Annotated in this window: 12 protein-coding genes and 1 pseudogene; 2 read left to right on the forward strand and 11 right to left on the reverse strand. The window is 44.7% G+C overall.

Annotated elements, in window-relative coordinates; translation table 11 throughout:
• Nucleotide 1: 1 nt before the first annotated feature.
• From QZ938_RS22925 to QZ938_RS22975, 11 genes and pseudogenes are all read right to left on the reverse strand, one after another.
• Nucleotides 2-1121, reverse strand: a pseudogene (locus QZ938_RS22925) (RNA-guided endonuclease InsQ/TnpB family protein).
• Nucleotides 1122-1384: 263 nt separating this feature from the next.
• On the reverse strand, nt 1385-2731 hold the full coding sequence (locus tag QZ938_RS22930; RefSeq protein WP_293149300.1) for an EAL domain-containing response regulator: 1347 nt from the start codon (nt 2729-2731) through the stop codon (nt 1385-1387).
• A 132-nt stretch (nt 2732-2863) separates the two neighbouring features.
• A complete protein-coding gene (locus QZ938_RS22935) occupies nt 2864-3169 on the reverse strand; it encodes a hypothetical protein (RefSeq protein ID WP_293353492.1) in 306 nt (101 codons plus the stop codon).
• 84 nt (nt 3170-3253) lie between these two features.
• Nucleotides 3254-3523: a hypothetical protein gene (locus QZ938_RS22940; protein WP_293149298.1), complete on the reverse strand. Its 270-nt coding sequence runs from the start codon at nt 3521-3523 to the stop codon at nt 3254-3256.
• Between the two features lie 190 nt (nt 3524-3713).
• A complete protein-coding gene (locus tag QZ938_RS22945) occupies nt 3714-5648 on the reverse strand; it encodes a serine/threonine-protein kinase (protein ID WP_293353491.1) in 1935 nt (644 codons plus the stop codon).
• 242 nt (nt 5649-5890) lie between these two features.
• Nucleotides 5891-6679 carry a Uma2 family endonuclease gene (locus QZ938_RS22950; protein ID WP_293149296.1) on the reverse strand — a complete coding sequence of 263 codons (789 nt, stop codon included), beginning with the start codon at nt 6677-6679 and terminating at the stop codon, nt 5891-5893.
• A 532-nt stretch (nt 6680-7211) separates the two neighbouring features.
• On the reverse strand, nt 7212-8327 hold the full coding sequence (locus tag QZ938_RS22955) for a Rho termination factor (modular protein) (protein ID WP_293353490.1): 1116 nt from the start codon (nt 8325-8327) through the stop codon (nt 7212-7214).
• A 657-nt stretch (nt 8328-8984) separates the two neighbouring features.
• A complete protein-coding gene (locus QZ938_RS22960) occupies nt 8985-9860 on the reverse strand; it encodes a ParB N-terminal domain-containing protein (RefSeq protein WP_293353489.1) in 876 nt (291 codons plus the stop codon).
• A gap of 6 nt (nt 9861-9866) precedes the next feature.
• Entirely contained in the window at nt 9867-11513 is a 1647-nt protein-coding gene (locus QZ938_RS22965; RefSeq protein WP_293353488.1) for an AAA family ATPase, read from the reverse strand.
• Between the two features lie 209 nt (nt 11514-11722).
• Nucleotides 11723-12775 (reverse strand): fatty acid desaturase, encoded by a 1053-nt coding sequence (locus QZ938_RS22970; RefSeq protein WP_293353487.1) that lies wholly within the window; start codon nt 12773-12775, stop codon nt 11723-11725.
• Between the two features lie 236 nt (nt 12776-13011).
• Entirely contained in the window at nt 13012-13299 is a 288-nt protein-coding gene (locus QZ938_RS22975) for a hypothetical protein (protein WP_293149291.1), read from the reverse strand.
• Nucleotides 13300-13425: 126 nt separating this feature from the next.
• Between QZ938_RS22975 and thrC the strand changes: the two genes are divergently transcribed.
• Together thrC and QZ938_RS22985 are read left to right on the forward strand one after the other, a co-directional pair.
• Nucleotides 13426-14544: a threonine synthase gene (gene thrC, locus QZ938_RS22980; protein ID WP_293353536.1), complete on the forward strand. Its 1119-nt coding sequence runs from the start codon at nt 13426-13428 to the stop codon at nt 14542-14544.
• Nucleotides 14545-14826: 282 nt separating this feature from the next.
• Complete coding sequence (locus tag QZ938_RS22985) at nt 14827-15444, forward strand: Uma2 family endonuclease (RefSeq protein WP_293353486.1); 618 nt, start codon at nt 14827-14829, stop codon at nt 15442-15444.
• Nucleotides 15445-15500 lie beyond the last annotated feature (56 nt).

Genomic DNA, 15500 nt, shown 5'->3' on the forward strand with positions numbered 1-15500 from the left:
GCTAGATCGAAGTTCCGACGTGCCCCGTCGTACCTATCCCGCGATTCAGGATATTAATTGCGGCATTACGATCTCAATCCATCTCGCATCCACATTCACAAACAATGGGTTCGGGTGGATAGAGATTTTTTAACGACTTCCCCACAATTACTGCATTCTTGACTGGTATAAGCAGGGTTCACCGCAATGGTAATCCGACCAAACACTTTTCCAAAATATTCTAAGAACACTCTGAACAGGTACCAAGAAGCATGGCTAATTGATTTGGCTAAGCAGTGATTTTTAACCATGTTGGACACTCTCAAATCTTCATAGACCACTACGTCGTTTGACGTGATTACGCACCTTGCCAATTTGATAGCATGGTCTTTACGCTGTCTACTTATTTTGAGATGTCGCTTACCTAAAATCACTCTAGCTTTCCGGCGATTTGACCCACCTTTTGCCTTCCGGCTTACAAGACGTTGAGCACGTTTTAACCGTATCTCACCTCTATGCAGAAACTTAGGGTTGGAAACCGTGTCGCCATTTGAATCAGTGTAAAACTCTTTCAATCCTACATCTAATGCAACAGTTTTACCTGTCATTGCAACTATTTCTACTCTATCTACTTGAATACAAAATTGAACATAGTAGCCATCTGCACGTTTTACTAGCCTTACCCGTTTAATTTGGTCTGGCTGATATACATTCATGTCTCTTGTACCTTTTAACTTCAGCCTACCTATTCCGCACTTGTCGGTAAAGGTGACTGCTTTTCTATCTTCTGAAAGCTTCCAAGAGTTGGTTTTATACTCAACAGAACGACAGTCTTTTTGGAACTTGGGAAACCCGACTTTTTTACCTTTTACACCATTCTTTATGTTTTCATAGAATCGAGAAATACTAGCCCATGCTCTTTCTGCACTAGCCTGCCTGGCCATCGCGCCTAGCTTGTTGGCAAAGTCAAACTCAGACGCCCAAATCGCACAATACCTAGAAAGATCGAACCAAGACTTGGCTCCACCATCCATCCAAAGCCGAATCGATTTGTTGCGAATGAATTGACAAATTCTAATCGCTTCATCGATTGCCTTGAACTGTCCAGGCTTGCCGTAAGTCTTGAATTCCAGAACGAGCATTATGATTTACTCCTATATTCCTATGATAACAAAGCTGTCATAGGAATGGTTGGTTGTCTCGAAAAATATTGGGAAAGTCCCCCTAGAAGCGGGAGGCTCTAACCCCATTTTTTCGGTAGAGGAATATTTGGAAAAATTTCCTTTTTTATTCGCCCCTCCCAAAAAAGCTACAACTTTTTAGGAGAGAGAGCGTCAACTTTTCCGCTGAAAATAGAAGCTCTGAAAAACAATTTTATTGTATTATACAGAAATCCTGGTAACACTTAGACTATTCCTAGACCTGACATGGTAAGGTTTTTAGATTTTTCGGCTTCGGAGACAGGTACAAAAGGTATAACACGAGCAGGTGCTACTGCTGGGGGCTGAGCGAACAAACGCTGGTTGGCAACTAACATACTTTCAACGATCGCTGCCGGTTCCGGACGGCTGAACAGATACCCCTGCATGATATCGCATTGGTGCTGTTTCAAGAAAGCTAGTTCTGCTTCTGTTTCTACTCCTTCTGCAATTACTGTCATATTTAAGCTGTGACCCAGCAAAATTACTGCTGTGGTAATAGCAGCATTTTGAGCGTCTTCGCTGGCATTTCGCACGAAAATGCGATCGATCTTTAAGCTGTCAAAAGCAAATTGCTTGAGATATCCTAAAGTAGCATAACCGGTGCCGAAGTCGTCAATGGCAATCCGAATTCCGAGAGCTTTAAGTTCGTTTAAAGTTGCGCCTGCGACTGTCGCATTTTCTACCAGGGCGCTTTCGGTCATTTCTAATTCTAAATTAGCAGGCTCCAAGCCTGTAGTTTCTAATATTTGCACGATTCGGGCCTTGAGTTCCGGGTCGGATAACTGCCGGGCCGACAAATTTACTGATATCGTAAAAGGCGAGAACCCCGCCGCCAGCCAACTCGCCGCTTGAGCGCAAGCTGAAAGCAGTACCCACTCGCCAATCTGAATAATTAAACCTGTTTCTTCGGCTAAGGGAATAAATTCGGCGGGAGAAATTATACCTCGATCGGGATTTTGCCAGCGCACCAAAGCTTCAGCGCCGATAACTTGTCCGGTAGCAATATTCACCTGGGGCTGATAGTATACTTGAAACTCACCTTGTGCTAAAGCGTGGCGCAGCAGAGCTTCTAGAGCCAACTTTTCAGGGGAGAGGACACAAACCTTTGTAGAGTCGTTAGCTAAATCTTTGAGTCTGGCTTCTGCTTGGTGAAGCGCAACTGTCAGGGGTTGGGTAATAGTTTGCCGTTTCGAGACGCGAGAAGCGATCGCCCCTAACAATTCAGCCTTAGTAAATGGCTTTGTTAGGTAATCGTCAGCCCCTAATTCCATCCCCCGACGAAAATCGGTTTTGGCACTTTGAGCCGTGAGAAAAATAAATGGAATTGTAGCAGCCAGGGAGTTTTGTCGCAGAGTCCGCAACACGTCATAACCGTCGAGTTCCGGCATCTGTACGTCGCACAAAATTAAGTCGGGGATCTCCGAAAGTGCCATCTGCACCCCAAATCGACCGTTTTCTGCCACGATAACTCGGTAGCTGTGAGATTCCAGGAGTTGCACAAGAGTCTCCCGGATTAATTCGTCGTCTTCAATGACTAAAATTTTGAGCATGATACTTAGATAACAGATGGCACTATATATCAGAACCTGACTAACTCTAGCATACTCAAACTTGACAGTTACTGATTAGGCCAATTAGCTAATAAATTTTTAGCCAAATGGCTCAAGATTTTCCCTCGGTTCTTAAGTGACAATCAAAGAATTGGCAAAATTCGCAATAGTTTCGATCGCTTTCAAGGGCAGAAAACTGTGGCGCCAAACTATTTTAATAAATTTTAATAAAAAATATTGTTGTTTCTCATAAAAAATGCCGCCAACACTTTCACTACTGCGCGGATAGCGGCAAGTTTTATATAATATCGGGTCAATTCGCTTTAAAAAGTGTTCGATGCTTCTGGCTTCATTCCTGGGATAGATGCGGACTAAAGTCCGAACGATCAAACCTGCTTCATTCCTGGGATAGATGCGGACTAAAGTCCGAACGATCAAACCTGGGATAGATGCGGACTAAAGTCCGAACGATCAAACCTATTTTATTGTGTCGTTCGATGAGACATCATAGGATGCACTGCCTTAATTGACCGGTTTAGTGGAATTCGCGCAAAACTTGTCATCTACAATTACAGAATTGATACTGACAGCTTGCATTGATGATGACGGAATTATGAGGTCTCGCGGAACTACAAGTGTCTTTTTGCAAACTAACTCGCTGCTGCCTACAGAGGCAAAGTTCCAAGCATAAAATTCGGGATTGCTGACTGTCGCACTGGCAGAAGATAAACCTAATGCAGTCATTAATACTAATCCCAAAGTTACTAAAGCTACGATCGCAAATCTCAGCATATTCTTTGTTTGAACCGGAAAATTTACCCGCTCGGGATTACTTCATTATTGCTCGATCGCCCTCAAGGCGTCAATAGCCATGGGTCGATTGCAGATTTACTCGTCCAGATGAGTCAGCGAGCTTGAACGGGAGTCTTAAATTTTTGACTGCGACAGGAGTCGGGGGCTGAGATCCGTTTTGGGATGGGGGTTATTTTGTCTCCAGATTTAACTCGTAGGCGATCGGCTCTGATGACTGAGAAACTACCACGAATTCATAAAAACCAGCATCATCGAGAGTTCCAGACCAACTCACCTCCTCTGCATCTTCCAGTAAAGCTTTGGCTTTGTTGGTGCGCCCAGGAGAATAAATTGATAGCAGAGTCGATTTGCGCGGAGTTTGCAAATTTACGCTCAAAATCTGATTTTGGGCGAACCTGGCAATGTAAGCTTTGCCTTCTCCGGGCTTGAGATTTCCTTTAAGGGTTTTGTTGTTCGCGCGACGGTCAAATTCGACGCTTTCAAGAGTTGCTCCTGCTTGCAAAGAGGCGAGGGCGTCGGCGGTAATTGCTTGCCAAATTTGTCCGATCGGCAAACCGATGATATTTTTATTCCGCGGCTGCTGTGGAAACCAATAAAAGAACTTGGCATCAGCCACATCGTACAGCGCTCGACTGCTCAAATTCAGCTTGTTAACCTCGGTTTTGGAGCGATCGAGATCTGTAGTCTCGTAACTGCCCAACCGCGCTCTAGCATCGCTGCTGAGGTTTTCGAGCTTGTCAAGCAAATCGTCGCCGATTTTCTGCCACCTTTCGCGCCATTGGCGATCCTCGTCGCCTTCTTTTAACAGCCGCCCGTTTAATTCTGGGTATTTGGCATAGAAATTCTCATCTACAAGGTTGACGTAACCGTTGTAGAATCGATCGTCAATTTTAAGCCGAGAGTAGCGATCGCGCAAAGCATCCTCTTGCTGCTGCTTCGGGCCTGGAGTCACGGGAATCTTCTGCACTTTTGATTGCAGGTTTAACACGTAATTGCCCGCAAACCAGCCAACTGCCCCCATACTCGAAAGCACTGCCACTACGAACAAAAACATTTTCCAAGCAGGCATCTTTTGCTGATTGCCAATCGTAGCCAGTCGCACCGGAGTTCCCGGCAGTTTGGGGACGGGTGCTGGCACAGGTATGGGTGCGGTGAGAGGTGTTGTGTAATCCGGTGGTGGCTGCGTGAGTCCCAAATCTGGCTGTGGCTGCGGCTGTGGCTGTAGGATCCCATTGCCGGAAAGAGCGAGCAAAACCTCGCGAGCCGAGGAGTAACGCTGGTTCGGCTGCTGAGCGAGCATTTTATCCAGCACCAGGGACAAATTCGGAGATAGAGAACAGTGCGATCGCCAGTTCCAATTCAGCGTCTGACTGTCGAGCAATTCATGCGGTTCCTTCCCTGTCAGCAACACCAAAACCGTCGCCGCCAGAGCGTACAAATCGCTGTGGGGAGACACAATGCCCATTTGCATCTGTTCGACGGGAGCATAGCCGAGTTTGCCGATGCGAGTTGCGGGGGTGGGAGTGGGAGTGGCGTTAGCTTCTGTTTCAGCAAATAGAGATTCTACGGTGGCGGCGATTTGTTTGACTCCGCCGAAGTCAATGAGCACGGGCATTCCGTCAGACAAGCGCAGAATTAGGTTGTCGGGGGAGATGTCGCGGTGAATCACTCCCAAGGAGTGAATGTATTCAAGGACTGGCAAAATCTGAACCAGCAGTTGATTGATTTCTGCTTCGATGAACCGCAAACCCTGACGCTTCCTGGCATCCAGCAGGAAGCGGTAATTTTGACCGGGTACGTAGTCTTGGACGAGAAATAGGTAGCCTCGATCGACTATACTGACGCGAAACATTTCGCGGAAGCGCGGAATTTGATTGTGTTGCAGCTTGTAGAGCACTCCGGCTTCGCGCTCGAAGAGTTCCTCGGATTTTTGTAAGGCGTAACTTCCTTGTACTTGGGGCGCAAATTCTTTTAAAACGCAGGGTTCGTTAAATCGGTGGGCATCTTCAGCGAGGTAGGTGCGCCCGAAGCCTCCGTGTCCCAATTCGCGGACGATGCGGTAGTGGTTGTGGAGAGTTATGCCGGGGTAGATGGGATTGTTCATTGGAACTTGCGTCGGATTGTTACGCTTGACTGAGATTGGGAGTTTGGGTCGATCGCGCTAATTAATCGCGAGATTAATCTTGACACAAGTTTGTCTGTGTTGATTGGTCGATCGCCCACTTGGTTATCTTCTGTCGTTATTGTCAGACAAGCAATTTCCTGGTAGACACTTTTTTGAACTATTTGTGCGATCGCACTCAAATACACGAGACAATCAACCGTGTTTTTGGAAAAAGGCGATCGCTAAATTGTATCGGGATCGATATTTAATTCTCGCAGTTTTGCGGCCAGGCGATCGGCTCTTTGAGCCTCTTCTCCGGCTCGTTGGGCCTCTGCATCTGCTCTTTGGGCCTCTGCATCTGCCCGTCGAATCTCCATTTCTGCAACCTCTTCAGGAGTGGGAACCAATTCACCGGCTGCTGTAAAGAAACGCAATTGTCCGCTACAAATGCCCAAACTCAAATCAAGCTGTTGACTCCGCAGATAGCCGAATTCATTCGGTACAATTAGTTGATATTCTCCATCTACCAAATGAAACCCAGCTAATTCTAAAGTTTCTGGATCGAACCAAAAGTAATCATGGGTTCGGAAAGTATCTTGATAGAGTTGTTTTTTAAAGTTTTTATCTACGTTCGCGGTTTTCGGTGACAGGATTTCAAGAATGACATTCGGGTACTTTCCATCTTCATCCCAAACTACCCAACTTTTACGAGTTTTGCGCTCAGTGCCGAGTACCACAAAAAAGTCTGGGCCTCGGAAGTCTTTTGATTTAAGTTGCTTGGGGCTATAGTAAATACTGAGGTTGCCAGCAGCATAGAAGTCATTTCTATCTCGCCACAACCATTCTAGACATTTAAACAGCAGCATTATTTGTCGGAGATGCAATTCTGTTTCCACTTGAGGTTCATCACTATATAAATCGACTGGAGGAACGATAACATTTTTTGCTATCTCTTGTTCTAATAGTTCTTCTTCAGAGAGCTCTTGTTCTGGTATTTCTTGGGGAGTAACTAATTCTGCGGTTGCGGACATGGCTGCTTGGGGAGGAGTAAGAGGTGATGTGTGTATTTTAGCAAGATTTTCAGATCGATACTCTCATATTAAATAAAAAAAGGTACGTAGTTGCGCTTCAGCGCTCTTTAAAATATCAATAATGGCGATCGAACCCCAAACCCTTAGAGAACTGACGAAACTGTCGTATTAAATAAAAAAAGGTACGTAGTTGCGCTTCAGCGCTCTTTAAAATATCAATGAAAAAGCGAAGATAGCACAACTACAGCCTGAGAGAACTGACGCAACTGTCAGATTAAATAAAAAAAGGTACGTAGTTGCGCTTCAGCGCTCTTTAAAATATCAATAAAAAGCGAAGATATTACAATTACAGCCTGAGAGAACTTACGCAAATGTCAGATTAAATAAAAAAGGTACGTAGTTGCGCTTCAGCGCTCTTTCACAATATTCAGAAAGAGCGCTGAAGCGCAACTACGTACCAAGAAGTCACCCCCAATAATAGTACAAGTTACGTAAGTCTTGTATTAGTCTTTAAATATTAGAAATCACCGTATTATTTGCCATCAGCTTCTCTGAGGGCTGCCAGAATTTCCGGTCGTTTCATGCGCGCGTAGCCCCGCACTTTTCGGTCTTTGCCGATCGCCTTCAAGCGTCTCAGCGAAAGAGTATCGTAGTCTTCCTCGTCTTCCTGCTGCTGCTGGGGCGGAAACGGCAACTCCAACTGCAACTGCGGTAGCTGAGGTTTCTGCTGAGCCTTCGACTGCTTCTTAGCCTCCGTTTTTGGCTGCGCCTTCGACTGCTTTTTCGGCGGTGTCTCGGACTGTATTTCTGAGTGCGTCGCAGCGGCTCCCAGTTGGCTGCGGAGCGTGGCAATTTGATTTTTTAGGTCATTTTCTACATCTGCGATCGTGTCAGCCACAAACTGATTAATTATTTGGACGGTGCGATCTAATTTGATTGACAGCAATTTTTCCAGTTCATCCAACTGTCTCAATGCACCTTCAAGATTCATCTCCGAAATAACCGCCGATTGCGGAGAAATATTGCTGCCAGATTGTTCAATTTTTTTAGCCAATTTATCTACCTTTTCATGAAATGTTTTTTCAACTTGTTCTAGCAGATGCTTAATCTGTGTTATTTGATCGCGATCGAAGTTCTGCTCGGCTAGAGCTTTTACTTGTTTTTTTAGCAGGTCTTCATTCTTTTTAACAGATTGTTCTATTTGTTTTGTTAGACTCTCTACCTTTTTTTGAAATGATAGCTCAAATTGTTGCAGTAGAGTCTCAAGTTGTGCAGTTTTTTGAGTCGGCTGCGGAGCTAAATGTTCCATTTCTGCTTGAGCGGCAACTACCTCCTCGTCGGTCATTTCAAAAACCCAAGCCCACATTTGCTCAAGGCCGAGTTCTTTCGCAACAATACACCAATCTGAACCGCAGACAACTTCGTATTCTTCTTCGTTGCTGTAAGCTTCAGTAGGACGTACAATTAAAGGAATTAAGTTGCTGCCTTGCTCGATGAGACTTCTCCTGAGAGCTTCGCGACGTTCGCGAGGGATTTCCCCACCCTGAGTCTCTGGTACCGCAATTTGGGAAGTGTAAATTTGACTGTGACTAATTGGCTTAATCCGCAAATATTCTACTATTCGGTTTTGATCTTGCGATCGATCCATCTTCTTACAAGTCCCCTTTTGTCATTAAAATCAGGTGTTTGGGTAATTATATATATTTGCACTTTACAGCCTGGGTTTTAAGTGCAACAGAACTAACCCAAGGACTCTAATGATAGGGTGCGAGACAAACACCTTACTCAGACTTTGGTTAGTTAAAGGATTTGTTGGCCTGAGTCTCTCAATCTGGGAGAGATATCAGTGGCGTGCTGTACCTGTACGGCTGGCTGTGGGGTGACAGCCCGGGCGATCCTGCAACGAGTGCTTCGCTAATACCAATTTAATGTGAAGTTGCATATATCTCGATCCCCCTAAATCCCCCTGATTGTTGGGGGACTTTAAGAAGAATCTTGTCCCCCCCTTATTAAGGGGGGTTAGGGGGGATCAGATTCTACGGGGCCTCATAAAAAATTGGTATAACGGCAAAACTGACTGCAATTCCTACAAAAAATCGACTGTGATGAGTTTAACTGGCTGGGGGACACAAATTATACACTGCTTCACTCATCTTTACTTTTTTTGGCGATCGGGCGATCGCAATTGTGAATGATAAGTATTTTTACCCTAGTCAATTACCTTTCATAAAACCAGTTTCAACTCTTGTGGGGCGTTGCTCGGAGCATCACCCCCAAAAATGCTATTGAGACGACTGACAGCCGCTCAGTATTTTTGCCAGCAATCAATAAGTTTAATCATTGTTTTGTCGGTTAACCCTTTAATACGTTCCACCACATTGGCAAATGAGACAAACGGCCGCACATCTCGCTCCTTGAGTATGAGTTGTATAACAGGAGCCTTCAGCAGCTTAGTATCTTCTAAATTCGCTTTCAGTTGAGCTGGATTTTGAGTATTCAGTGCGGCCAACAGCGACATTGGTTGAGAAGTTACCTGTTCAACTTTTGGTACCGCATCTACCAAACTGGGCTTTGACGATGCAGGCTCTGATTTCAACTCATTAATTCTGCTAGCCAACTGCGCTTCAATTAACAGAGGTAATTGTTGTGAAATTAGATTTTCAACTTCTTGTATCCTCTCCGCTAACAACTCTTTTTCGCGGGCGTGTTCAGCTTTCAATTCATGAATTTGATTTTCTAACCTGGCTTCAATATTTGTCAGCCGCTGTTCTAAACTAAATGAGGGTTCTAAAGTTTCAATTTCAAGTGAAGCCTCAGTTATCAATGACTCTTTGGGAGTTTCAATTTCACCTAGATTCTCAGTGATTGCGGTTTTTCTGAGGATTTCCAGTTGTTCCAGGAGAAGTGCTTCATTTTCCGGTTCCAGGATGAATGCTCCGATTGTCTCGCCCTTGAGAGGTTCAAGTTCCCTGGCTCTCGCCGCAGCGTAGTATTCAAAGTCTCCGTCTACTATTTCGTAGGCATCCATGCTGGTACGGCGGACAATTATCGGATTAATCAAGCCTCCTGAATCTAAAATGAGTCTAGCTAATTTATCCAAATCGCGATCGGCAAAATTGGAACGGGGAACTGCGGAAGTAATTCTTTTGACTGCAACCAGTGACGGAGATAATTTTTTCATAAGTTTTTACTTACCTATTTTTACCAAAACTTCTTCGGCTAGCATTTCAAATTCCTGGGATGAAGTGCAATCCGGTTTAAAATCTAGCACCGAAATCGGATCGGCGATTTCCATATTGCCCACGATTTTAAATATTTCTGCACACTTTGCTAAATCTTCTCTCTCATAAATTACGCTGTCCATGATTTCCAGTCCGTAGCGTTTGGGAATTGCCTCCCTCCGCTTGGGCAAACTGTACTGTACAAATTTAAGATTAGGTGAGATTTTGCAAGGGAGGATTCCTAAAATTTCTAAAGGTTTTTTGCCAATTTGTTTTTTGAATCCATTAACTTTTTTGATAAAATCCTTGACATTAATCAATCCTTGATTGGCAAAAGGTTTTAAATCAGAAGGAATAATTAAATAATCCGCCGCAATCAGGGCAACTCTGGCGAAAAAATTCAAAGATGGTGGCGTATCAATCAGTACAATATCGTACTTGTCTTCTACTTCCGCTAGTTTTTGAATTAAAATCATGCGACTGTAATCTAGTTGATTTAGTTCCGTTTCATAGTACATCAAATCGATGTGGGAAGGAACTACATCGATTTTAGGATTGCAAAAATTAGACTCGCGGGCTACTTCGGCGATGGAGTAGAAATCCTCTGATTGCAAAACTTGAAGAATATTGCAATCTTTCAAATCATCTTGTTCTTCATCTTCAAATTTAACCAAACCAGTTGCAAAGGTTGTATTTGCCTGACTGTCTAAGTCGATGACTAGGACTCTTTTACCTTCCTTGCTCATTGCTGCTGCTAAATTGACTACAGTTGTAGTTTTGCCGACGCCGCCTTTGTTGTGGTAAACTGCTATTATTTTCATATTGTTTGGTATGGTTTGTGACACGCTCAAATCTGATTTAATTTCAATATTAACTGATAAAGGTTCAGCTATTTTTTCAATTGCTAATATTTGATTCTGCTCGGGTTCTGGGGTGGGAGGATTGTTTGATTCTACAGGAATTTCGCTAATCAAGTCAGGAATAACTAAATTAATTTGACTATCTTCTTCTTCTTCTACTTCGAGATTATCAAGATTTTCACTAATAGAGTCAGGAATAACTAAATTAATTTGACTATCTTCTTCTTCTACTTCGAGATTATCAGGATTTTTGCTAATAGAGTCAGGACTAACTAAATTAAGTTTACTATCTTCCAGTTCCAGATTGTCTTGATTTTTTACAAAATTTAAACTATCTCTGCCTATTAAAGCTATAATTTCATCAAATCTACTTTCAAGGTCTTGTCCGGCACACTGAAAAACTAGCTGAATATCATTGCTGACTCTTGTATAAATTCTAAGTTCTTTACCGTTAGTTATGAGTCCGTAGCGAATACTTAAACTTGTTAAGTAACGCTTGAGTTTCCGAAGATGGCGGTCTAAATTTTCCTTGGGATGTTTTGCTTCCATGACTAAACTCATGGGCGAGTCTGCATCGAGAACTCTGGGGATAACTTGGGTGGCAAAGGAAAGAAAGTCTAGGCGAATATTCCCAAAGGCGATTTCTTGGTGCCAAGTGTCGGGAGTATAGCCGAGTTTTGGCAACAAATAACTGACAATGAGTTTGCTTTCTACTTCGCTTTCGTTGCGACAGTTATTGGGATTGAAAGCCATTAGATTTTAGATTTTAGATTTTAGTCGTAGGGTGTGTCGCCGCAGAAAATCACAAACAAATATCGACAATCTTATTAGGTACGTTGTTGCGCTTCAGCGCTCTTTAATATCTTAAGAGAGCGCTGAAGCGCAACTACGTACCTTATGATTGAGAAAACCCGGTTTGTTTAACAAAACCGGGTTTTTCGGAGATTTATCGCGTTTCAAACTTATTTGGTTTGAGCGTTGAATTCATCTAATGTTAGATAGCCACCAGCGGGGTTGTACAGGTGACAGTTGTCGGCAATCCGCTTCATTAAAGACCAAGAAAATTTGGTTTCATAGAGATGAGGTTGCCAGTTTTCTTTTAAGCTGCTGTGGGCTAGGCGCAAGTTGTACCAGGGTATAGCAGTTGAAAGGTGGTGGGGAACGTGGACGTTAATGTCGTGGCACAGAAACTCAACCCAGCGGGGATAGTCGCAGTGAACTGTTCCCGATAGTTGGGCTTGGGCTTCGTTCCATTCTTCTGGTGATTTAAATGAAATGTCTGGCGCTGTGTGGTGAACAATGGTGAAGGTGCTCATCCAGAAGTGGTAAACCATCCAGGGCATCAACCAAAATTTGATGAATCCCCAAATGCCTGTTGTAGCAATTAAAGTCGGAAATACGATCGCAGCACCGATCAAAACCACAAAAACCGAAAACCGCACTTGTTCGCGTTGTTGACCTTCTTTGAAGCGCCACCACATAAAGTGTACTTTTGCCCAGTGGGCGATCGAGCCAACCCACCACAGCGGGCCGAAGATTAAACTATAAGCTATTTGTAATGCTTTGGGCGCGGCAGCGTAGCTTTCTGCTGTCATCGGTTGCCAAGCATTATCTTCACCAATTTTGTTGGTGTGCTTGTGGTGGTAATTGTGTCCGTGACGCCATGCGTGAAACGGAAAAATTAACGGCAGAAATGCGAGATGTCCGACTAAATCGTTTACCCAGCGGCGGTTGGCAAATGACCGGTGTCCGCAGTCGTGGCCGATCACAAAAAAACCGGTTAATCCGGTACCTGTGAAAATCCACATTAGGGGCAGTAAATACCAAGGTGATACTGCTAGGCCAAAATAACCAACAGCAACTAGAAGAACGTTGACGATGACTTTTGTCCAAGCTTTGCGGCGGTTTTTGACAAACACTTCGCGCGGCAGGGTTTTGAGAATATCTTTGAGGCGCAGGTTGGAGGTGTCCGTTGCGGATGTCAAATTTAGTGGTTTTTCGATCGATGCTGTCATAAATTGATTTCGATTCTCCGTGTGCCATCTGGATGGCTTAACAAAATTATCGCAGTAAAATATCACCTCGCTACCGACAATTAGCAGACGAGTTGAGCAGTAGGCAAGCACGTTTTGGCAAATGCTAGCGATCGCTAGCCGCAGATTAAATGGCTAGCGCTTTTGGTTAAAAAACTGCGGTTAACAAAACTTTACTTTTTATACCACAGGGGCGGCACAATTAGCACGAGTTGCCGTTAATTGCCGTTGCCCACAGCAGAAGTTTTGCCGATCGCAACTTGAGAACAAGCAACAGAGCGCTGCTGTTTGAGGGTTTGGACTTGCAGCAGCAAGGAGTCGATTTCTGCTTGCAGGTGCAGAAACTTAACTTGCTGATCGGCTTGGTAGGGACACTTCACCGAATCAAGTTTGCGGGCAAAACCCGTCGATAGCGGAGCCGAACTAGCGATTTCGGGATTGCTAGCCGTGACTTGAGGCCGAGAAAGAGTGGATGAATTATTTGACATTAGTAATTGAGTAGACATATCTACACATTCACACCATTAAGTTACTTTAACCTGAACCGATCGTATCAAACATTAAATTAACCGATCGAGCTAAAATTAGTGTAAATTCCTTGGCAAAGCCTAGAAACCATTGACATCGTGACCCTGATTCTACCTGCTACTGACTCTGCTGCTAACTCCGCTGCCCGCGCAGCCTCGCCGAAACTTAACGGCTGGCCGGGCTTGATCGAAGCTTATCGCCCCTACCTGCCTGTGACGGAAACCACGCCGGTAGTGACGCTCCAAGAGGGCAATACTCCCCTGATTCCAGCACCGGCGATCGCCTCTCTCATCGGTAGAGACGTGCGCGTGCTGGTGAAATACGACGGCCTCAACCCCACTGGTAGTTTCAAAGACCGGGGGATGACAATGGCGATTTCCAAGGCAAAGGAAGCCGGCGCCAAAGCTGTAATTTGCGCCAGTACCGGCAATACTTCGGCAGCGGCGGCAGCCTACGCCAGGCGCGGGGGAATGCGGGCTTTTGTGTTGATTCCTGAGGGATACGTGGCTTTGGGCAAGCTGGCCCAAGCTTTGCTTTACGGTGCGGAAGTGATTTCGATTCAAGGAAATTTCGATCGGGCTTTAGAAATTGTCCGCTCTATGGCAGAAAATTATCCCGTAACTTTGGTCAACTCCGTCAACCCTTACCGCTTGGAAGGCCAAAAAACCGGCGCGTTTGAAGTGGTGGACGCCTTGGGCGATGCCCCCGACTGGCTGTGCATTCCCGTGGGAAATGCGGGAAACATTACTGCATACTGGATGGGTTTTTGTCAATACCATCAAGTGAATAAATGTTCGCGCCTGCCGCGAATGATGGGATTCCAAGCAGCCGGAGCAGCACCGTTGGTAATGGGTGCACCAGTGTCGCACCCAGAAACTTTGGCGACAGCAATTCGGATCGGGAACCCTGCTAGCTGGAAACAGGCTGTTGCTGCCTCCGAAGCCAGCCGCGGCAGTTTTTCTGCTGTCACCGACGAAGAAATTCTCGACGCTTACCGCTTGTTAGCATCTGAAGAAGGGATTTTTTGCGAACCAGCAAGCGCCGCTTCTGTAGCTGGTTTGCTGAAGGTAAAAGACCAAGTTCCGACAGGAGCAACAGTGGTTTGCGTGCTCACCGGTAACGGTTTAAAAGATCCAGATACGGCAATCAATCACAGCAAGAACAACTTTAAACAAGGGATTGCTCCGAGTTTGGAAGCAGTAGCTGGCGCGATGGGATTTTAAGGGGAAGGAAGAAGGAAGAAGGAAGAAGGAAGAAGGAAGAAGGAAGAAATTTTGGCAGCATCTCAGTTTTGATGTTTTGATTTTATAGTGCGAGCGTCCCCGCTCGCGAGCGGGGACGCTCGCACTATAAAGAAATTGCTTTTTTGCATTCATTGAGATGCTCCCGAAATTTTATTGTATAACTGAAAAGTCTTTGCGATCTTCTCTCTCTTCTCTTCCTCTGCGCCCTCTGCGTCCTCTGCGGTTCAGAAAAATCTTATTTAGGAGTTACCAACAAACATTATGGTTCAATCACCTCCAAAACTTCTAACTATTGATGAATTTATTGCTAACTACGGCGATAGCGATGGTTGCGAACTAATCGATGGTGAATTAACAGAAATTGAACCAACAGGGCCGCACGAACAAGTATCTGCCTTTCTCGGACGGAAATTAAATGTAGAAATTGACCGTCTGGATTTACCCTATTTTATTCCTCCGCGCTGTCTCATCAAATTATTAGGAACAGCAACAGCCTTTCGCCCCGATGTGCTGGTATTAGATCAAACTCGATTGATTAATGAGCCATTGTGGCAACAAGAACCTGTAATTACATCGGGAAACTCGATCGAACTAATCGCTGAAGTCGTGAGTACCAATTGGCAGAACGACTACGCCCGCAAAGTTGAAGATTACGCCTTGCTGGGAATTCCTGAGTATTGGATTGTTGATTATTTGGGGATTGGTGGCAGAGAATATATTGGCAAACCGAAACAGCCGACAATTACAATTTGTACGCTGCGAGAAGATGAATATCAAAGACAGTTGTTTCAAAAGGGCGATCGACTAAGGGAGCATCCCGGTTTTGAAAAAGCCTCAAATAGCCAAGAGATCGTTCAGGTAAGCACAACGAAGTTTTAGCATTTGATTGACATTTTTTTTCAACCATTGAGCTCCGGAGATTTTCAACCTTCTAT

This window comes from Microcoleus sp. CAWBG27, assembly GCF_020883145.1.
GTDB lineage: Bacteria > Cyanobacteriota > Cyanobacteriia > Cyanobacteriales > Microcoleaceae > Microcoleus.

Coding starts and splice junctions, on each gene's coding strand:
- QZ938_RS22930 (WP_293149300.1), bottom strand. CDS start 2,731: ATGCTCAAAATTTTAGTCATTGAAGACGACGAATTAATCCGGGAGACT.
- QZ938_RS22940 (WP_293149298.1), bottom strand. CDS start 3,523: ATGCTGAGATTTGCGATCGTAGCTTTAGTAACTTTGGGATTAGTATTA.
- QZ938_RS22945 (WP_293353491.1), bottom strand. CDS start 5,648: ATGAACAATCCCATCTACCCCGGCATAACTCTCCACAACCACTACCGC.
- QZ938_RS22950 (WP_293149296.1), bottom strand. CDS start 6,679: ATGTCCGCAACCGCAGAATTAGTTACTCCCCAAGAAATACCAGAACAA.
- QZ938_RS22955 (WP_293353490.1), bottom strand. CDS start 8,327: ATGGATCGATCGCAAGATCAAAACCGAATAGTAGAATATTTGCGGATT.
- QZ938_RS22960 (WP_293353489.1), bottom strand. CDS start 9,860: ATGAAAAAATTATCTCCGTCACTGGTTGCAGTCAAAAGAATTACTTCC.
- QZ938_RS22965 (WP_293353488.1), bottom strand. CDS start 11,513: ATGGCTTTCAATCCCAATAACTGTCGCAACGAAAGCGAAGTAGAAAGC.
- QZ938_RS22970 (WP_293353487.1), bottom strand. CDS start 12,775: ATGACAGCATCGATCGAAAAACCACTAAATTTGACATCCGCAACGGAC.
- QZ938_RS22975 (WP_293149291.1), bottom strand. CDS start 13,299: ATGTCTACTCAATTACTAATGTCAAATAATTCATCCACTCTTTCTCGG.
- QZ938_RS22985 (WP_293353486.1), top strand. CDS start 14,827: ATGGTTCAATCACCTCCAAAACTTCTAACTATTGATGAATTTATTGCT.